Below are 19,524 nucleotides of genomic sequence, written 5' to 3' on the forward strand. Positions count from 1 at the left end.
CGCCCCCGAGCCCGAGCCCGGACGCCGCGCCTCAGACGGTCCGGATCGCGCTCGTCGCGCCGAGCGCCCGACCCCGCCGCCGCTCGATCCCGCGCCCGACGAACAGCAGCGCGACGCTGACGAGCGCACCCAGGGTGGTCTGCGCGACGCGGTCGAGTGCGAGGAGTTCCGGGGCCTCGGGCAGGCTCAACCACGACACGGCGAGGGCCAGCGGCGTGAGGAAGAGGAGGCACACGGCGTAGTGCCGCGCGACGAAGATCTCGGCGAAGAACTGCCCGACGACGGCGATGAGGACGATCCACCACGCCGAGGGTTCGAGCAGCAGGATGCCGACGGCGATCACCGTGCCGCCGATCGTGCCGATGAAGCGCTGGAACGCCCGGAACACCGTGTGCCGCTGGCGCAGCGCGGGCAGCGTCGACACGACGGCGATGACCGCCCAGTACGGGTGCCCGAGCCCGGGGATCGTCTCGGCGACGGCACCGGCGACGAGCGCCCCGACGACGTTGAGGGCGACGGTCTCCCACAGTGCGGGCGTCCGGAGGACCGCGAGCGAGCGGTGCTTGCGCTCGGCCAGCGGCCGGAAGCGGTGCGGCGCGCGCGGGTGCAGCACCAGTCGGAGGACCGACCCGGACATGGCGACGAGCCACGCCCAGACGACCGAGCACACGATGATCGTCGCGATGACCGGGAGGTCGGCCGGGCGGACCGGCACGAGCGAGGAGACGAGGAACGCGAACACCGGGAAGATCGGCTGCGCCGGGATCGTGCGGAGCGTGCTCAGCGTGCAGACGGCGAAGACGAGCACGAGGACGAGTCCGACGGCCTGCATCCAGAGCTGCGAACCGGCCAGGGCGACGCCCACGCCGGCGGCCATGCACAGTGCCTGCATCCCGCCGGCGACGCCCGTCGTGACCGCCCGCTGCCGGTAGGGCTCGGTCGCACCGAAGATCGCCGTGAACCCGGCGAACATCGCGAAGGCCGCGTACTCGGGCATCCCGAGGGCGATGAGCAGCGCGAGCGGCGCGCCACCGGCGACCGCGGCGCGGATCGCGCCCTCGATGTTGATGGTCCGGGTCGAGTGCGCAGGTGTCGTCATGTCGTCCCCATCTTCCCACCGCGACGGGTGTCGCGGAGTCGAGCCGCGCCTCCAGGTCGTCCCGAAGGCAGGAGCCACGGCGCGACGCGCGTTGGTATACCAACCTGCTAGAGTGACCGGACCGAGCCGCGGGAGCGGCGTACCGACGTCAACGAGGAAGGGTCGAGCCGATGGGAAAGACGCTCGCCGAGAAGGTGTGGGACGACCACGTCGTGGTCAAGGGTGAGGACGGGAACCCGGACCTCCTCTACATCGACCTCCACCTCGTGCACGAGGTGACGAGCCCGCAGGCCTTCGACGGCCTGCGGCAGGCAGGCCGCCCGGTTCGTCGCCTGGACCTGACGATCGCGACCGAGGACCACAACACGCCGACGCTGGCGATCGACCGTCCCATCGCCGACCCGACGAGCCGGACCCAGATCGAGACGCTCCGCCGCAACTGCGAGGAGTTCGGCGTCCGCCTGCACTCCCTCGGCGACAAGGAGCAGGGCATCGTCCACGTGGTCGGCCCGCAGCTCGGCCTGACCATGCCCGGCATCACGGTCGTGTGCGGCGACTCGCACACGAGCACCCACGGCGCGTTCGGTGCGATGGCGTTCGGCATCGGGACGAGTGAGGTCGAGCACGTCCTCGCGACGCAGACCCTCCCGCTCAAGCCCTTCAAGACCATGGCCATCACGGTCGAGGGCACGCTGCGGCCGGGTGTCACGGCGAAGGACATCATCCTCGCGGTCATCGCGAAGATCGGTACCGGCGGCGGGCAGGGCTACGTGCTCGAGTACCGCGGCTCCGCGATCCGTGCGCTCTCGATGGAGGGCCGCATGACGATCTGCAACATGTCGATCGAGGCCGGTGCCCGCGCGGGCATGGTCGCCCCCGACCAGACCACCTACGACTACGTCCAGGGCCGTGACCACGCGCCGACCGGCCAGGACTGGGACGACGCCGTCGCGTACTGGGAGACCTTGTCGACCGACGACGACGCCGTGTTCGACGCCGAGGTGTTCATCGACGCCGACGAGCTCGAGCCCTTCGTCACCTGGGGCACGAACCCCGGCCAGGGCGTGTCCCTGTCGGAGAACGTGCCGTCGCCGTCGGACTACAGCGACCCGAACGACCAGGCCGCGGCGCAGCGCGCCCTGGAGTACATGGATTTGCAGGCCGGCACGCCGATGAAGGACATCGCGGTCGACGCGGTGTTCATGGGGTCGTGCACGAACTCGCGGATCGAGGATCTCCGGGCCTTCGCGTCGATCATCAGGGGGCGCAAGAAGGCCGACGGCGTCCGGGTCATGGTCGTGCCGGGCTCCGCGCGCGTCCGGCTCGAGGCCGAGGCCGAGGGGCTGGACAAGGTGTTCACCGACTTCGGCGCGGAGTGGCGGTTCGCGGGCTGCTCGATGTGCCTCGGCATGAACCCCGACCAGCTCGCGCCGGGGGAGCGCTGCGCCTCCACCTCGAACCGCAACTTCGAGGGCCGACAGGGCAAGGGTGGCCGGACGCACCTCGTGTCGCCGCTCGTCGCCGCGGCCACCGCCGTCCGAGGGACGCTGTCGAGCCCGTGGGACCTCGAGACCGACGACGCCCTGGCGTCCGTCACCGACACCGAGACCACCGCCACCGAGGGGAAGTTCTGATGGACAAGATCACCACCGTCACCGGCGTCGCCGCGCCGCTCAAGCGCTCGAACGTCGACACCGACCAGATCATCCCGGCCGTCTACCTCAAGCGCGTCACGAAGACAGGCTTCGAGGACGCCCTGTTCGCCGGGTGGCGGCAGGACCCCGACTTCGTGCTGAACCAGCCCGAGTACCAGGGCGCGAAGGTGCTGGTCGCCGGGCCCGACTTCGGCACCGGGTCGTCCCGCGAGCACGCGGTCTGGGCGCTCCGCGACTTCGGCTTCGCAGTCGTCATCTCGCCCCGCTTCGCGGACATCTTCAAGGGCAACGCGGGCAAGCAGGGCCTGGTCACCGCGATCGTGACCGAATCGGAAGTCGAGCAGCTGTGGGCCGAGATCGAGCGGGACCCGGGGGTGCAGGCGACCGTCGACCTGGTCACCCAGCGCGTGTCGCTCGGCGCGGTGGACGTGCCCTTCGAGATCGACGCTTACACTCGTTGGCGGTTGATGGAAGGGCTCGACGACATCGGGCTCACCCTCCGTGACGAGACCTCGATCACGGAGTTCGAATCCCGCCGCTCCCGTTGGCGGCCGAAGACATTGCCGGTGAAGTAGTGAACTCTCTCGTACAGGACGCAGCAGCCGCAGGGGCGCGCGTGGGCCTCAAGTCGGACGAGATCGTCATCCGCGGCGGCAAGCCGCTCGTGGGACGCATCGAGGTCCGTGGGGCGAAGAACCTCGCGACCAAGGCCATGGTGGCGGCGCTCCTGGGGGACACCCCGTCGATCCTCAAGGACGTCCCGGACATTTCCGACGTCAAGGTCGTCCGCGGCCTGCTCGAGGTGCACGGCGTGCGCATCAGCGATCCTGCACGAGGCGAGCTCATCCTCGACCCGTCGAACGTCGAATCGGCGCACTTCGCCGAGATCGACGCCCACGCCGGTTCGAGCCGCATCCCGATCCTGTTCTGCGGCCCGCTGCTGCACAAGCTCGGCGAGGCGTTCATCCCCGACCTCGGCGGCTGCCGCATCGGCGACCGCCCGATCGACTTCCACCTCGACGCCCTCCGCGCCATGGGTGCGGTCGTCGACAAGCAGGTGAGCGGCATCCACCTGACCGCACCGGACGGTCTGCGCGGTGCGAAGATCGAGCTGCCGTACCCGAGCGTCGGTGCGACCGAGCAGGTGCTGCTCTCGTCCGTGCTCGCCACCGGTGTCACCGAACTCCGCAACGCCGCGATCGAGCCCGAGATCATGGACCTCATCGCCATCCTGCAGAAGATGGGCGCGGTCGTCACCGTCGAGCCGAACCGCACGATCTTCATCGAGGGCGTCGAGTCGCTCCGCGGGTACACGCACCGCGCGATCAACGACCGCAACGAGGCCGCCAGCTGGGCCTCCGCCGCGCTCGCGACCAACGGCGACATCTTCGTCGAGGGTGCGAAGCAGCAGGAGCTCATGACGTTCCTCAACGTCTTCCGCAAGGTCGGCGGCGGCTTCGACATCCAGGAGGACGGCATCCGGTTCTACCGCGAGCGCGAGGTCCTTCGCCCCGTGGTCGTCGAGACGGACGTGCACCCCGGCTTCATGACCGACTGGCAGCAGCCGCTCATCGTCGCGCTCACGCAGGCCGAGGGCACGAGCATCGTGCACGAGACCGTGTACGAGAACCGCTTCGGCTTCACCGACGCCCTGAACGAGATGGGCGCCGACATCGTCGTCCACAAGGAGGGTCTGCCCGGTCACGACCGCCGTGTCGCCCGTCGCCCGTTCGAGCAGGCCGCGGTCATCACCGGCCCCACGCCGCTGCACGCGGCAGACGTCCGTGTGCCGGACCTCCGCGGTGGCTTCAGCCACCTCATCGCGGCGCTGACCGCCGAGGGCGAGTCGCGCATCTCCAACGTCGGCATCATCAGCCGCGGCTACGAGCACTTCATCCCGAAGCTGCGCAAGCTCGGCGCCGACTTCGACTTCGCGGGGTAGCGCCGTGTCTGCTGCTCCGGCTCCTCGCGGTGAGAGCGAGGGCCAGGAGGCGCGGCGCGCCTCCGCCTCGCAGGTCACCACCGGCATGCCCGTCCCTGGGCGCCGGTGGCGCAAGGGCGAACTGAACACCGCCTTCCGCATCCTCGCGACCGTGGTCATCCCGACCTTCCGGTTCTCGGCGCGGTACCACTGGCACGGCCCGAACCGGTTGCCGGCCGAGGGCGCGTTCGTGCTCGCACCGAACCACTTCACGAACATCGATCCGCTCGTCGTCGGCACCGCGGTCTGGCTGTCCCGTCGTGCGCCGAGGTTCCTGGCCAAGGCGTCGCTCTTCACGGTGCCCGTCTTCGGCAAGATCATGTCCGGCATGGGCCAGATCCCCGTCGAGCGCTCCGGTCGCACGCGGTTGAGCGACCCGCTCGGCGGCGGTCGTTCGCTCGTCGAGCAGGGCGGCGCCATCATCGTCTACCCCGAGGGCACGCTGACCCGCGACCCCGACCTGTGGCCGATGCGCGGCAAGACCGGCGCGGTGCGGATCGCGCTCGAGAACGACGTGCCGCTCATCCCGATGGCCCACTGGGGCACGCAGAACATCATGGCGCGCTACGGCAAGAAGCTCCGTCTGATCCCGCCGTCCCGGGTGGACGTCATCGTCGGCGACCCCGTCGACCTGTCGGCGTACCGCGGCAAGCCGATCGACCAGCACGTCCTCGTCGAGGCGACCGAGCTGCTGATGCAGCACATCACCGCGCTGCTCGAGGAGATCCGCGGGGAGCAGGCACCCGCGACCCGCTGGGACCCGGCGGCGAACAACCAGAAGGAGACCGGCCGGTTTGAGTGAGCTCCGTCCCCACGAGGACCGTCCCGACCCCGCCGTCGCAGCCCCCGGAGCGGTGGACACCGCGGCCATCCGTGTGGTCATGCAGTCGACCGACAAGCCCCGCGTCGCCGTCATCGGTGCGGGCAGCTGGGGGACCACGTTCGCCAAGGTGCTGGCGGAGGGTGGCGCGTCGACCGTGGTCTGGGCGCGGCGTCCCGAGGTCGCCCGCGAGATCACCGAGACCAAGCGGAACTCGGAGTACCTGCCCGGGATCAACCTGCCGCGTACCCTGACCGCCTCGACGTCGCTCGCCGAGGTGCTCGACGGCGCGTCGCAGGTGTACGTCTCCGTCCCGTCGCAGACGCTCCGGTCGAACCTCGCCGCGATCGCGCCGCTGCTCGCCCCGGGGGTGCCGGTGGTGAGCCTGATGAAGGGCGTCGAGAAGGCGACAGGGCTGCGGATGAGCGAGGTACTGCTCCAAGGGCTCGGCATCGACGAGGACCGCATCGCCGTCGCGAGCGGCCCGAACCTCGCACTGGAGATCGCCCGTCGGCAGCCCACCGCTGCCGTCGTGTCGTCGTCGTCGGCGGAGACCGCCAGCGCGGTGGCCGCCGTCGCCACGAACCCCTACTTCCGCTCGTTCATCAACACCGACGTCATCGGGACCGAGTTCGGCGGAGTGCTGAAGAACCTCATCGCCGTCGCGATCGGGATCGTCGACGGTGTCGGGTACGGCGAGAACACGAAGGCGTCGATCATCACGCGCGGGCTCGCCGAGATGACCGACTTCGCGGTGTCGCTCGGCGCGCAGCCCTCGACGCTGTCGGGGCTCGCCGGGCTGGGCGACCTCATCGCGACGTGCCAGTCACCCCTCTCGCGGAACAACACCGCCGGTCGGCTGCTTGGGCAGGGCTACCGCTTCGACGAGGTCGTGCGGCAGATGAACCAGACCGCCGAGGGGCTGGCATCGGTCGCACCGATCCTCGAGCTCGCTGCGGCGAACGGCGTCGACATGCCGATCGTGGGTCAGGTGGCCGAGGTGCTCGCCGGTAGGCTCGATCCGCGCAACATCGCGCCGCACCTCACCGAGACCGACGAACCCCAGGGCGAGTGACCGGTCCGACCCCGACCAGCAAGAGGACTGCCATGCCCCCGATCGCACCCGTGTCCCCGACGACCGTCGCCGTGCTGTTCGGCGGCCGCTCGAGCGAGCACGAGATCAGCTGCGTGACCGCCGGCGGGATCATGGACGTCGTCGACCGCACCGAGTACGAGCTCGTGCCGATCGGCATCACCAAGGACGGGGCGTTCACGCTCCAGCCCGACGACCCGGCACAGTGGGCCCTGCGCGACGGTGCGCTCCCGACCGTGCCCGACAACGGCACCCGCGTGGCGTTCCCGACGTCGCCCGCGACGAACGAACTCGTCGTCTCGCACCCGGACGGCTCCGTCACGTCGATCGCGGTCGACATCGTCTTCCCGATCCTGCACGGCCCGTTCGGCGAGGACGGCACCGTCCAGGGTCTCCTCGAGATCGCAGGCCTGCCGTACGTCGGCGACGGGGTGCTCGCGAGTGCCCTCGCCATGGACAAGCACGTCGCCAAGGCCGTGCTCGAGCACGCCGGCCTCCGGGTCGCGCCGTGGACGACCGTGCTCCGGCGCGAGTGGACGGCCGACCCGGTGGACGTCGCCGAGTCGGTCGCCGCGCACGGGTGGCCGCTCTTCGTGAAGCCCGCGCGCGCGGGATCCAGCATGGGGGTCTCCCGTGTGGACGGTCCCGAGGAGCTCGGTGCCGCGATGGACCTCGCGTTCGAGCACGATTCCAAGGTAATCGTCGAGCCGCGGGTGATCGGTCGCGAGGTCGAGGTCGCGGTGCTCGAGGGCCGTGACGGTGTCCCGCGCACGAGTCTTCCCGGCGAGATCGTCGTCGCCGAGGACGGCTTCTACGACTTCGCGTCGAAGTACCTCGGCGGTGACGAGTCGCTGCTCTGCCCGGCCCCGTTGACCGAGGTGCAGACCGACGAGATCCGGTCGATCGGCGCGCGGGCGTTCGAGGCGATCGGTGGCTCCGGGCTCGCTCGGGTCGACTGTTTCCTGACCGACGACGGCTTCGTGGTGAACGAGGTGAACACGATGCCGGGGTTCACGCCGCTGTCGATGTACCCGCGCTGCTGGGCGGCCTCGGGTGTGTCCTACGGCGAGCTCGTCCGGGAGCTCATCGAGCTGGGGCGCGCTGCCGTCCGCTGAGTCGCTCGTCGGCGATGTGCCGCATCGTCGTCACTTGTCGACGTCGGACGGGTCCAGGCACCGGTGCCCGTCCTTCGGGAGCGTCGACACCGCGTCGGTGACGTCCTGCACGACCTGGTTGGTGGTCTTCGTCGAGTCGATGACGAGCTGCACGGCCGGCGACCGTCCGAACGTCGTGTAGACGATCCGGTCACCGCGATCGTCGCGGATCCAGTCGACGTCGCCGAGTGAGAAGCACGGCAGGTCGGAGACCGTCGGGACCGCGACGCCGCAGTGGTACAGCGCCACCTCGGGGTCGCCCCACGCCGCTGTCGACTGGGCGTTCGTGTTCCGCAGGTCGAACTTCGAGTCGACCACCGCCGGGAGTCGCACCTGCACGGCCGCGCACGCTGCGGCGTCGGCCGACGGGGCCGGGGACATCGCGACGGCGTTCGTGCACCCGGTCAGCCCGGCCGCGAGGGCGACCACGACCCCGACGATCGCGATCATCCGGGTGGGGCGGCGCACGGTGTCCATCGACGTCCAGGCTACCGTTCTCGTGTGGACGCGACGTACGACGCCTGGGCCGGACCGACCGTGGGGGAGCTCGGCGAGCTCGTCGTCCTCGACCGCATCGTGCGTCGCCTGCCGGACGGAGCACCGCTGCTCGGCCCCGGTGACGACTGCGCGGTCGTTGCGGCGCCGGACGGACGGTTCGTGGTGACGACCGACATGATGGTGCACGGGCCGGACTTCCGCTGGGCCTGGTCCGCGCCCGAGGACGTCGGGTGGAAGGCCGCGGCGACGAACCTGTCCGACGTGGCCGCGATGGGCGCGGTCCCGACGGGCCTCGTGATCGCCCTGGCGGCGCCGCAGGACACCCCGGTCGCGGTGCTCGAGTCCTTCGCGGACGGGGTGCGGCTGGCCGTCGAGGCCCTGGCGCCCGGCTGCGGCGTCGTCGGCGGGGACCTCTCGACGTCGTCGGCGTTCACGGTGTCGGTGACGGCGTTCGGCGACCTCGAGGGCCGTGCCCCCGTCGTCCGCTCGGGCGCCCGTCCCGGTGACGTCCTCGCCGTCTCCGGGGAGCTCGGGCCGGCGGCGAGGGGGCTCACGCGGCTCTTCCGCGAGGGCGTCGACACCGACGGTGAACCCTCGCGCGCGGCGGTGGTGGCGAGCGGCGCGGACGCCGACCCCGACGTCGCACGACAGCGGCGTCCGGTCCCGCCGATCGCGGACGGGCCACTCGCGGCGTCCGGTGGCGCGACGGCGATGCTCGACCTCTCCGACGGCCTGGCGATCGACGCCGGACGGCTCGCCCGTGCCAGTCGGGTGACCCTCGCGCTCGACGAGTCCCCCGATAGGGAGTCCGTCCTCGACGAGGTGGCGCTGCACGGCGGCGAGGACCACGGGCTGCTCGCCACGTTCCCGCCCGGGGTCCCGCTGCCGGGAGGCTTCCGGCGCATCGGCGTGGTCCTCGACCGCGGCGACGCGGACCTCGTGCGCGGAGGAGCGCCCGTGCCGACGGCCGGGTGGGACCCCTACGCGGACTGGGACGGCGCGGCGGGCTGAGCGGGAGGCGCGGCGCGGCGCGGCGGACTCGGCCGGCGGGCCGGCGGGGGCGTGCGACATCGTCGACGTCGTACGACCACGACGATGTCGTCGCCGCGCGCGTGCAACTGTTGCGAGCGCGGGCGAGTGACATCACCGACGTCGTACGACAACGACGATGTCACACCGCAGCGAGCGCGACCAACGGGCGGCACCCGCGTCAGGCGGCGACCACGGCCTCCCACGCGACGGTCTCGCCGTAGCTCCGCTTGCTGAACGGCTCGAGCCCCGCGGGCCAGGTCGGCTCCGGAGAGCGCTTGCTCCGCTCCACGACCACCACCGCGGCCGCCGTGAGCCGGGGCACGAGCGTCTCGAGCACCTCGGCGAGCTCGTGCTCGGTGACGTCGTACGGCGGGTCGATGAACACCAGGTCGAACGTCCGAACGGTGCCGCGCAGGTACCCGAGCACCGGCTGCGGCTGGACGTCGATCCGCACCCCGGGCACCCGCTGCTGCACGGCCTTCGCGTTCGCCCTGCATGCCTGCGCGGCCGCGGGGGCACGGTCGACGAGCACGACCTCGACCGCGCCGCGCGACGCCGCCTCGAGCCCGAGCGCACCCGTGCCGGCGTACAGGTCCGCGACGGAGGTGTCGTCGACGAGTCCACGTGCCTCGAGCGACGAGAACAGCGCCTCGCGCACCCGGTCGCTCGTCGGCCGTGTGCCCGACTTCGGCACCCGGAGCGTCGTGGAGCCGGCGGCACCGGCGATGATGCGGGTCATGCAGCCACCGTAGCGGGCCGCCCGGCCCTCCAGGAGTTCTCCACAGGGGGTCCAGGAGGCGCGGGTCGCGTCGGTGCCGCCGGGTACCGTTGACGTGTGGTCACGACCGGAACGTCAACCGAGCCGGCGGTGCCGGACCTCGGCCCCGCCCCGCTCGACGCGCGGTTGTCGAACGTCCTCGGCGGGCGGACCGCGAGCGCGATCGAGAAGGCGTTCGGGTACCGGACGGTCGGTGAGTTCCTCGAGCACGCGCCCCGTCGCTACGCCGAACGCGGTGCCCTGACCGCGCTCGACTCGCTCGCGATCGGCGAGTCCGTGACGATCGTGGCCGAGGTCGTCGACGTCCGCGAACGGACGATGCGCGCCCGCCGCGGTTCGATCCTCGAAGCCAAGATCGGTGACGGCAAGGGGCTGCTCACCCTCACGTTCTTCAACCAGGGCTGGCGGACGAAGGACCTCGTGCCCGGCGCCCGCGGGATCTTCTCCGGCAAGGTCGGCGACTACCGGGGTGCGCGGCAGCTCGCCCACCCCGACTACGAGCTGTTCGACCGTGACGACCCTCGGGCCACCGCGGACCCCGAGTCCGAGGAAGCCATCCGCTTCTCCCGCCAGCCGATCCCGATCTACCCGGCGACGTCCACGCTGACCTCGTGGCAGATCGCGAAGTCGATGGCGATCGTGCTCGACACGCTGCCGGACGTCCCCGACCCGATCCCCGCCCGGGTGCGGACCCGGCTCGACCTCGTACCGTTCCGCAGGGCCCTCGAACTGCTGCACCGCCCCGAGAAGGTCGCGGACTTCAAGCGCGCGCAGGACGCCCTCCGCTACCGCGAGGCGTTCGTGCTCCAGACCGCGCTCGTGCAGCGCCGGATCGCCGCGCGAGCCACCGCGGCCACCCCGCGCTCCGCCTCGCCGGGTGGGATCCTCGAGCGCTTCGACGCCACCCTGCCGTTCACGCTCACCGACGACCAGCGGTCGGTCGGCGCCGAGATCGCCCACGACCTCGCGGCGGACTGGCCGATGCACCGCCTCGTGCAGGGCGAGGTCGGCTCCGGCAAGACCCTCGTGGCGATCCGGGCGATGCTGACCGTGGCCGAGTCCGGCGGGCAGTCGGCGCTCATCGCCCCGACCGAGGTCCTCGCAGCGCAGCACCTCCGGTCGATCGTGAAGTTCCTCGGCCCCGACCTCGCGGCCGAGCTCCGACCGGTGATCCTCACGGGGTCGCAGTCGACGGACGAACGCCGGCGGGCCCTCCTCGCGGCGGCGTCCGGGAGCTCGCGGCTCGTGGTCGGCACGCACGCCCTCCTCGGCGACCGGGTCGACTTCGCCGAGCTCGGCCTCGTGGTGGTCGACGAGCAACACCGCTTCGGCGTCGAACAGCGGGAGGCACTCCGCACCAAGGGGTCGACCCCGCCGCACGTGCTCGTCCTCACCGCGACCCCCATCCCGCGCACGGTGGCGATGACGGTGTTCGGCGACCTCGACGTCTCGACGATCACCGGGCTGCCCTCCGGTCGGGCGGGCGTCGAGACGTTCACGGTCCCGCTCGCCGAGCATCCCGGCTGGGAGTCCCGCATCTGGACCCGCATGGCCGAGGAACTCGCCGACGGCCGACAGGCGTTCGTGGTGTGCCCGGCGATCGACGACGCCCACACCGAGGACGACGGCGAGCCCGACCCGGACGGCGACGAGGCCCCGAAGCACGCGCCGGCCACCGTGCTCGCGACGGCGGAACGGATGCGGACGATGCCGGTCCTCGCCGACCGTCGGATCGAGGTCCTGCACGGCCGCATGACGGCGGACGAGAAGGACCGCGTGATGACCGCCTTCGCCGCCGGCGACGTCGACGTGCTCGTGGCGACGACCGTGATCGAGGTCGGTGTCGACGTGCCCAACGCCTCGATGATGGCCGTGCTCGACGCCGACCGGTTCGGGGTGTCGCAGCTCCACCAGCTCCGCGGCCGCATCGGCCGCGGCCAGTACGCCGGGGTGTGCCTGCTCGTCACCACGGCCGAGGCCGAGTCGACCTCGCGCGAGCGGGTCGACGCGGTGTCGGCGTCCGACGACGGGTTCGAGCTGGCGCGGGTCGACCTCGAGCTCCGGCGCGAGGGCGACGTGCTCGGCGAACGGCAGTCCGGGGGCCGGTCGTCGCTCAACCTCCTGCGCGTCGTCGAGCACGCCGACCTCATCGTCGACGCGCGAGAAGAGGCACAGCGCGTGCTCGAGCCCGATCCGCAGCTCGACGGGCACCCGGCGCTCCGCGAAGCGCTGGCCCGGCGGCTCGACGAGTCCGACGCCGCGTTCCTCGGCAAGAACTGAACGCCCGGTATCGTCGGGGGCATGGCGCAGATCGCGGTGGTCCCCGGTTCGTTCGATCCCGTGACCCTCGGGCACCTCGACGTGATCGGGCGTGCTGCGGGTCTCTTCGACGAGGTGCACGTCCTCGTCGTGCACAACCCCGACAAGCGACCGGCGATGTTCGACGCCGTCGACCGCGTGCGACTCATCGAGGAGTCGCTCGTCGAGACGGGTGTGCCCGACAACGTCCGCGTGGGGGAGTGGACCTCGGGGCTGCTGGTCGACTACTGCCGGCAGGTCGGTGCGAAGGTCCTCGTGAAGGGCGTCCGCTCGGGCGAGGACGTCGCGTACGAGACCCCGATGGCGATCATGAACCGGCACCTCGCCGACGTCGAGACCGTGTTCCTGCTGCCCGAGGCCGCCCGTGCCCACGTGTCGAGCTCGCTCATCCGGCAGGTGGCCTCGCTCGGGGGCGACGTCGCCCCGTACGTCCCCGCGGTCGTCGCGGCGGCGCTCCACGAGCACACCGGTCGCTGACCGCGGTCCCGTCCCGGGGCGGACACGCCCGTCGCCGCCTCGACTCGCGGGCCCGAGCGATGTAGGCTTGTCGATCGTGTCTTCCCACGTGAACAGCCCCTACGCCCTGCGCGTGCGCGACCTCGCGCACCGGCCGGGCGAGATGCGCGAGCACTCGCTCGACATCCAGGTGCCGGACGCGATGGGTGCCGGTGTCATCTCCGTCCGCGAAGGTGCCGAGATGCACATCGACCTCCGGCTCGAGGGTCTGCACGAGGGCGTCCTGGTCACCGGGCACGCCAGTGCCGAGGCCGAGGGCGAGTGCTCGCGGTGCCTGATCGACATCACCGAGCCGGTCGAGGTCGATTTCGCCGAGCTGTTCGCGTATGATGCCTCGGAGGATTTCGACTTCTTCGTTCACGATGACCACGTGGATTGTGAACAGGTCGTTCGAGATGCGGTGGTGCTGGCGCTGCCGTTCCAGCCGGTCTGCCGACCGGACTGCCCAGGCCTCGACCCGGTGACGGGCGAGCGACTGGCGGACATCGGCGAGCAGCGCGCTCACGAGGTCCTGGACCCGCGGTGGGCTGCGCTGAGCGGCCTCACCCTCGACGACGCGACGAGCGGCGGCGAGGACACCGACGCAGCCAGCACGACCACGCCCCAGACCACCGAGGGTCAGGAGCGGTCCGACGCCGACCAGGCCGACTGACCGCCGCCCCTCGCCACTGACCACCGACCAACCGAAAGAGAACCACCATGGCCGTTCCCAAGCGCAAGCAGTCCCGTGCCAACACGCACGCCCGTCGTTCGCAGTGGAAGGCCGCGCCGGTCCAGCTCGTGAAGACGATCGAGAACGGCAAGGTCACCTACAGCCTCCCGCACCGCGCCAAGGTCGTCGAGGACTCCGCCGGCACGCCCCTGTACATGGAGTACAAGGGCCGCAAGGTCGCCGACGTCTGATCGGACCGCACGCATGACCGCGACGTCCGGCGCCACGGGGTCCCGCCCCGTGGGGCCGGACGTCGTTCGTCTGCAGGGAGTCCTCGGGGTCGACATCGACCTCGAGCTCCTCCAGCTCGCCCTGACCCACCGCTCGTACGCGTACGAGCACGGTGGCATCGGGCACAACGAACGCCTCGAGTTCCTCGGGGACTCGATCCTCGGCCAGGCCGTGACCGTGAAGCTCTACCGGTCCTTCCCCGACCTCGACGAGGGCGACCTCGCCAAGCGGCGGGCGAGCCTGGTGTCGACGGTCGCCCTCGCCGAGATCGCCCGCATGATCGGCCTCGGCGAGTACCTCCGGCTCGGCAAGGGCGAGGAGCAGACCGGTGGTCGCGACAAGTCGTCGATCCTCGCCGACACGGTCGAGGCCGTGATCGGCGCGACGTACCTCTCGGCCGGCCCGGACCCCGCGACCGAGCTCGTCCTCCGGCTGGTCGAGCCGCTGCTGGTCGACCCGGACCGCTTCGGCGCCGCGATGGACCCGAAGACCAGCCTGCAGGAGCTCGCGTCGAGCCTGTCGCTCGGCAACCCGTCGTACCGCGTGACCGAGGCCGGTCCCGACCACGACAAGACCTTCCACGCGACGGTCGTGCTGCAGGGCGAGGACGTCTCCACCGGCACCGGTTCGAGCAAGAAGACCGCCGAGATGGCCGCCGCGCTGCAGGCGTGGACGCAGCTCTCCGGCCGGGCGGCCTGACCGCGTGCCCGAACTGCCCGAGGTCGAGGTCGTCCGCGCCGGCCTCGAACCCGCCGTCAGCGGCGCGCGGGTCCTGCACGTGGACGTGGTCGACGACCGCGCCCTGACCCGTCACGACGGTCCGGCCGAGGACTTCGCCGACCGCCTGACCGGTCGCACGATCGCCGCCGCGGTCCGCCGGGGCAAGTTCCTCTGGATGCCCCTGCAGCCCGAGCGCGAGGGCGACCGTCCCGAGGCCCTCGTGGCCCACCTCGGCATGAGCGGTCAGATCCTGCTCGGCCGCGGACGCGAGGCGGCGAAGCACCGTCGGATCCTCCTCGACGTCCAGCCCGCCGGCACCGACCGCGACGGTTCCCCCGAACCACCGGTCGAGCTCGAGTTCGTCGACCAGCGCACGTTCGGTTCGATGGCGATCGACGACATGGTGCCGACGATCGACGGGGCGCCCGCGGGTTCTGCGGGCCACGTCGACGAGACCGAGCCCGATGCCGTGTGGCGGCGGAGCATCCCGAAGCAGGTGTCGCACATCGCCCGCGATCCGCTCGACCCCGCCTTCGACGACGACCGCTTCATCGCAGCGGCCCGGAAGCGTACGAGCGGCATCAAGCGGGTCCTGCTCGACCAGGGCGTCGTGAGCGGCATCGGCAACATCTACGCCGACGAGTCCCTGTGGGCTGCCCGACTGCACTACGACCGTCCGGCGGAGCGGTTGACCCGCGCCGACCTGCACGGTCTGCTGGCCGAGGTCCGGCACGTCCTCGGCCGCGCGCTGGAGGACGGCGGGACGAGCTTCGACGCGCAGTACGTGAACGTCAACGGGCAGTCCGGGTACTTCTCGCAGCGGCTGAACGTCTACGGGCAGCAGGGGAAGCCGTGCCCCCGGTGCGGTACGACGATCGTGCGCGAGGCCTTCATGAACCGGTCGAGCCACATCTGCCCCGTGTGCCAACCACGCCCCCGCGCGCGCAGGCGTTAGCCTGCCCGGAAGCGAGAGAGCCCGGAGACCGCATGTACTTGAAGAGCCTGACCATCAAGGGGTTCAAGTCCTTCGCGCAGCCGACGACGTTCGCGTTCGAACCCGGCGTCACGTGCATCGTCGGCCCGAACGGCTCGGGGAAGTCCAACGTCGTGGACGCGCTCGCCTGGGTGATGGGGGAGCAGGGCGCCAAGACCCTCCGCGGCGGCAAGATGGAGGACGTCATCTTCGCCGGCACGTCCACGCGCGGTCCGCTCGGGCGTGCGCAGGTCCTCCTGACGATCGACAACACCGACGGGCTGCTGCCGATCGAGTACTCCGAGGTGACGATCTCCCGCACGCTCTTCCGCAACGGCGGCAGCGAGTACGCGATCAACGGTGAGAACTGCCGGCTGCTCGACGTCCAGGAACTCCTGAGCGACACCGGCCTCGGCCGTGAGATGCACGTGATCGTCGGCCAAGGCCAGCTCGACAAGGTCCTGCACGCCACCCCCGAGGACCGCCGCGGCTTCATCGAAGAGGCCGCCGGCATCCTCAAGCACCGCCGGCGCAAGGAGAAGACGCTCCGCAAGCTCGACGCGATGCAGACGAACCTGACCCGACTGTCCGACCTCGCGGGAGAGATCCGCCGCCAGCTGAAGCCCCTCGGACGCCAGGCCGAGGTCGCCCGCAAGGCGCAGTCCGTCGCCGCGGTCGCCCGCGACGCCAAGGCCCGCATCCTCGCCGACGACGTCGTCCGCCTGCGTCGCGAGCTCCACGAGCACCAGGAGGTCGAGGCCGGCCGCAAGTCCGAGCGCATCGTGCTCCAGGAACGCCTCGACCAGACCCGTGCGCGTCAACAGCACGTCGAGCAGAGCATGGTCGGCGACGACGTCGACCGCGCCCGGACGGTCGTGCACCGACTCGAGAGCGTGCAGGAGCGGCTCCGCGGCCTGTCGAGCCTGGCGAACCAGCGCCTGATGTTCCTCGCGCAGCAGGCCGACGCGCCGCAGCAGGGCCCCACGATCACGCCGGAGCAGGTGCAGGGCGTCCGGAACGAGGCGGACCGGCTCGAAGCGCAGGCGACGGAGATGACCGGCGGCACGGCCGTGGCGGCGCAGCGGGTGCACGAGGCGCGTGCGGCCCTCGACGCGCTCGACGAGCGGATCGCCGCCCAGGCCGCCCTCGTCTCGCAGCACGACCTCGAGGCGCAGCGCCTGGGGTCCGCCGTCGACGTCGCGACGTCGAAGCGCGGCTCCGCGGCGGCCGACCGAGAACGTCGCGAGCGGGCGCTGGCCGAGGCGGGGGAGCGGTCCGAACGCGCGGCCGCCGCCCTCGCCGAACTCGGGACCGATCCCTCCGAGGACATCGACGAGGGCGCGCTGACCACCGCGCTCGAGACCGCCCGCGAGCAGCAGGAAGCGGCCCAGTCCGCGCGCGACGAACTCCGTGACCGACTGCACGCCCTCGAACGCGAACGCGACGCGTTGGACGCGCGCGTGACCGCGCTCGGCATGTCCATCGACGTCCGTGACGGCTCGCAGGCGCTCATCGAGGCGGGGCGCGACGGGATCGTCGGTCGCCTCGCGGACCGACTCAGCGTGACGCCCGGGTTCGAAGGAGCGATCGCGATCGCGCTCGACGGACTCGCCGACGCCGTCCTCGCGGCCGACCGGTCCGTCGCGCTGGACGCCGTCGCGCATGCTCGGGCCGAGGACATCGGTCGCATCGACGTCGTGGTCGCAGACGCCGACGCGGCGTCGTCCGCACTCCCCGAGGAACTCCCGGCCGGGGTCCGCCCCGCGCTCGACCTCGTGCAGGGACCGCCCGCGATCGCGTCGATCCTGCGGGACACACTCGTCGCGGACACCGACGGGGTCGACCTGGAGGCTGTGCTCACCGCCGCCCCGCAGGCGACGGTCGTGACACGGTCGGGTGACCTCGTCCGTGCGGTCCGCGTGACGGGCGGCGGGGAGCGCGTGACCTCGCGCATCGAGCTCGTCGCGGAACGCGACGACGCCGTCACCCGCCGCGACGCGATCGCGAGGGACGCCGAGGACGCGGCCACGCGCCTCCAGACCGCCCGCACCGCCGTCGAGGACGCCCGTCGCGCAGCCGACGAAGCGGACGCCGCTACCCGCGCCCACGCGCGGGCGAAGGCGGAGTACGACCGCACCAGCGCGTCGACCCGCGCGAAGGTCGAGAACGCCGCGGCGGAGGTCGAGCGGTTGCGCGCGGCCCTGGCCGAGACCGACGGCGCCGTCGAGGCTGCCGACCGGACGCTCGCCGAGGCGGAACGCGCACGCCAGGAGTTCACCGACCGCCCGCGCCCCGTCGTGGACGCGTCCGAGCGGCCCGGGTTGCAGGACGCACTCGAGGCCGCGCGGGCCGCCGAGATCGAGCAGCGCATCCAGGTCGAGACCGTCCGTGAGCGCGTCCGGGCGGAGCGCACCCGCGCCGACCAGCTGGAGCGGCAGCTCGAGGCGGAACGCGCCGCGGCGGCGGAGGCCGCACGACTCGCCGTCATCCGCCGCGGGCAGATCGCCGTCGCCGAGGCCGTGCTGGCCGACCTGCCCGAGTTGCTCGGCGCCGTCGACCGGTCCCTCGCCGAGGCCCGTGTGCGGCTCGCCGCCGAAGAGGCCGAGCGGTCGAAGCGGAACACCGAGCTCCAGACGATCCGGAACGAGGAGCGCGAGCTCCGCGACCGTCTCCAGTCGATCACCGACGGCGTGCACTCGCTCGAGATGGAGATCTACGAGAAGAAGCTGCACGTGTCGGGCGTGCTCGATCGGGCGCAGAGCGAGCTCGGACTGGTCGAGGCCGTCCTCGTCGCCGAGTACGGTCCGCACGTGCCCGTTCCGGTGGACGTCCTGATCGACCCGCGGGTCCTCGCGCGGAAGCACCGCGACGCCGAGCGCGCGGCTGCGGCAGCGGCCCTGGACGGTCCCACGTCGGAGGCGACGGGGGAGGACGGCGCCGAGCCGCGCCTCCCGTCCGACGCCGCGCCGACCGACGACGACGTGACGGTCGAGGCATCGGCCGGGGACGACGATGACCTGCCCGACCTGGTGGACGCGGAGTCGACGTTGCCCGGCGGGCCCGCGCTGCCCGAGTTCGACGCCTCCGAGGACGTCGACCCCGCCGACGTCGAGACCGTGCCGTACGTGCGCGCCGAGCAGGAGCGTCGGCTCAAGGCGGCGGAGCGCGACCTCGGCCAGCTCGGCAAGGTGAACCCGCTCGCGCTCGAGGAGTTCCAGGCGCTCGAGCAGCGGCACGCGTTCCTCGCCGAGCAGCTCGAGGACCTGCAGAAGACCCGCACCGACCTCATGACGATCATCGACGAGCTCGACCAGAAGATGCAGACGATCTTCGAGTCCGCGTTCGCCGACACGAAGGAGGCGTTCGACGTCATCTTCCCGATCCTCTTCCCGGGTGGGTCCGGGTCGATCGCGCTGACGAACCCCGACGACCTGCTGGGCACCGGCATCGAGGTGCAGGTGAAGCCCGCGGGCAAGAAGATCGACCGGCTGACCCTGCTGTCCGGCGGGGAGCGGTCCCTGGCCGCGGTGGCGCTCCTCGTGGCGATCTTCACCGCGCGCCCGTCGCCGTTCTACATCATGGACGAGGTCGAGGCGGCGCTCGACGACGCGAACCTCGGGCGGCTGCTGACGGTCTTCGAGCGGCTGCGCGAGTCGTCGCAGCTCATCGTCATCACGCACCAGAAGCGCACGATGGAGATCGCGGACGCGCTGTACGGGGTGTCGATGCGGCAGGACGGCGTGTCCGCCGTCGTCGGGCAGCGTGTGCAGAAGCGGTCGGCGGACCCGGCCGACGCGGCCGCGGTCGCGGTCGCGTAGCCGGGCGTAGCGGGGCGTGGCGCGGCGGCGATCTGTCGCTTCCGCGAAAGCGACAGATTGCTGCGAACCATTGGCGGCACACCGTCGCTTTCGCAGGACGGACGGCGACCCATCCGCCGGATGTG

17 protein-coding genes are annotated in these 19,524 nt (G+C 71.7%); 14 read left to right on the forward strand and 3 right to left on the reverse strand.

Features of this window, described 5'->3' with window-relative positions; translation table 11 throughout:
• Positions 1 to 31 precede the first annotated feature (31 nt).
• Positions 32 to 1,099 carry an FUSC family protein gene (locus tag Q7F20_RS12350; protein WP_305740382.1) on the reverse strand — a complete coding sequence of 356 codons (1,068 nt, stop codon included), beginning with the start codon at positions 1,097 to 1,099 and terminating at the stop codon, positions 32 to 34.
• A 170-nt stretch (positions 1,100 to 1,269) separates the two neighbouring features.
• On the opposite strand from Q7F20_RS12350, the gene leuC reads away from it, so the two are divergent.
• From leuC to Q7F20_RS12380, 6 genes are all read left to right on the forward strand, one after another.
• A complete protein-coding gene (gene leuC, locus Q7F20_RS12355; RefSeq protein ID WP_305740383.1) occupies positions 1,270 to 2,733 on the forward strand; it encodes a 3-isopropylmalate dehydratase large subunit in 1,464 nt (487 codons plus the stop codon).
• Positions 2,733 to 3,329 (forward strand): 3-isopropylmalate dehydratase small subunit, encoded by a 597-nt coding sequence (gene leuD, locus Q7F20_RS12360; protein WP_305740384.1) that lies wholly within the window; start codon positions 2,733 to 2,735, stop codon positions 3,327 to 3,329. The genes leuC and leuD overlap by 1 nt, the downstream gene beginning before the upstream one ends.
• Positions 3,329 to 4,696: a UDP-N-acetylglucosamine 1-carboxyvinyltransferase gene (gene murA, locus Q7F20_RS12365; RefSeq protein ID WP_305740385.1), complete on the forward strand. Its 1,368-nt coding sequence runs from the start codon at positions 3,329 to 3,331 to the stop codon at positions 4,694 to 4,696. Before leuD ends, murA begins: the two co-directional genes overlap by 1 nt.
• A 4-nt stretch (positions 4,697 to 4,700) precedes the next feature.
• A complete protein-coding gene (locus Q7F20_RS12370; RefSeq protein ID WP_370871674.1) occupies positions 4,701 to 5,537 on the forward strand; it encodes a lysophospholipid acyltransferase family protein in 837 nt (278 codons plus the stop codon).
• 79 nt (positions 5,538 to 5,616) lie between these two features.
• Entirely contained in the window at positions 5,617 to 6,630 is a 1,014-nt protein-coding gene (locus Q7F20_RS12375; protein ID WP_305740395.1) for an NAD(P)H-dependent glycerol-3-phosphate dehydrogenase, read from the forward strand.
• A 32-nt stretch (positions 6,631 to 6,662) separates the two neighbouring features.
• The gene (locus tag Q7F20_RS12380; protein WP_305740386.1) at positions 6,663 to 7,763 is read left to right on the forward strand and encodes a D-alanine--D-alanine ligase family protein; all 1,101 of its coding nucleotides are present in this window, start codon (positions 6,663 to 6,665) and stop codon (positions 7,761 to 7,763) included.
• A gap of 30 nt (positions 7,764 to 7,793) precedes the next feature.
• Here Q7F20_RS12380 and Q7F20_RS12385 read toward each other — a convergent pair whose 3' ends face one another.
• Positions 7,794 to 8,279, reverse strand: coding sequence for a DUF3515 family protein (locus Q7F20_RS12385; protein WP_305740387.1), 486 nt, complete (start codon positions 8,277 to 8,279; stop codon positions 7,794 to 7,796).
• Positions 8,280 to 8,303: 24 nt separating this feature from the next.
• Between Q7F20_RS12385 and thiL the strand changes: the two genes are divergently transcribed.
• Positions 8,304 to 9,311, forward strand: coding sequence for a thiamine-phosphate kinase (gene thiL, locus Q7F20_RS12390; protein WP_305740388.1), 1,008 nt, complete (start codon positions 8,304 to 8,306; stop codon positions 9,309 to 9,311).
• 199 nt (positions 9,312 to 9,510) lie between these two features.
• On the opposite strand, the gene Q7F20_RS12395 is transcribed toward thiL, so the two are convergent.
• A complete protein-coding gene (locus tag Q7F20_RS12395; RefSeq protein WP_305740389.1) occupies positions 9,511 to 10,071 on the reverse strand; it encodes an RsmD family RNA methyltransferase in 561 nt (186 codons plus the stop codon).
• A gap of 129 nt (positions 10,072 to 10,200) precedes the next feature.
• Between Q7F20_RS12395 and Q7F20_RS12400 the strand changes: the two genes are divergently transcribed.
• The 7 genes from Q7F20_RS12400 to Q7F20_RS12430 all read left to right on the forward strand — a co-directional run bounded on the left by Q7F20_RS12400 (position 10,201) and on the right by Q7F20_RS12430 (position 19,399).
• Positions 10,201 to 12,390, forward strand: a complete 2,190-nt coding sequence (locus tag Q7F20_RS12400) for an ATP-dependent DNA helicase RecG (protein WP_305740396.1) — start codon at positions 10,201 to 10,203, stop codon at positions 12,388 to 12,390.
• Positions 12,391 to 12,411: 21 nt separating this feature from the next.
• On the forward strand, positions 12,412 to 12,906 hold the full coding sequence (gene coaD / locus Q7F20_RS12405; RefSeq protein WP_305740390.1) for a pantetheine-phosphate adenylyltransferase: 495 nt from the start codon (positions 12,412 to 12,414) through the stop codon (positions 12,904 to 12,906).
• A 76-nt stretch (positions 12,907 to 12,982) separates the two neighbouring features.
• Positions 12,983 to 13,597, forward strand: coding sequence for a DUF177 domain-containing protein (locus Q7F20_RS12410; protein ID WP_370871675.1), 615 nt, complete (start codon positions 12,983 to 12,985; stop codon positions 13,595 to 13,597).
• 47 nt (positions 13,598 to 13,644) lie between these two features.
• Complete coding sequence (gene rpmF / locus Q7F20_RS12415) at positions 13,645 to 13,848, forward strand: 50S ribosomal protein L32 (protein WP_022905230.1); 204 nt, start codon at positions 13,645 to 13,647, stop codon at positions 13,846 to 13,848.
• Between the two features lie 13 nt (positions 13,849 to 13,861).
• Complete coding sequence (gene rnc / locus Q7F20_RS12420; RefSeq protein ID WP_305740391.1) at positions 13,862 to 14,587, forward strand: ribonuclease III; 726 nt, start codon at positions 13,862 to 13,864, stop codon at positions 14,585 to 14,587.
• Positions 14,588 to 14,591: 4 nt separating this feature from the next.
• Positions 14,592 to 15,563 carry a bifunctional DNA-formamidopyrimidine glycosylase/DNA-(apurinic or apyrimidinic site) lyase gene (mutM, locus tag Q7F20_RS12425; RefSeq protein ID WP_305740392.1) on the forward strand — a complete coding sequence of 324 codons (972 nt, stop codon included), beginning with the start codon at positions 14,592 to 14,594 and terminating at the stop codon, positions 15,561 to 15,563.
• Positions 15,564 to 15,595: 32 nt separating this feature from the next.
• Complete coding sequence (locus Q7F20_RS12430) at positions 15,596 to 19,399, forward strand: AAA family ATPase (protein WP_305740393.1); 3,804 nt, start codon at positions 15,596 to 15,598, stop codon at positions 19,397 to 19,399.
• Positions 19,400 to 19,524: the final 125 nt, after the last annotated feature.

Source organism: Curtobacterium sp. A7_M15 (genome assembly GCF_030705415.1).
Taxonomy (GTDB): Bacteria; Actinomycetota; Actinomycetes; order Actinomycetales; family Microbacteriaceae; genus Curtobacterium.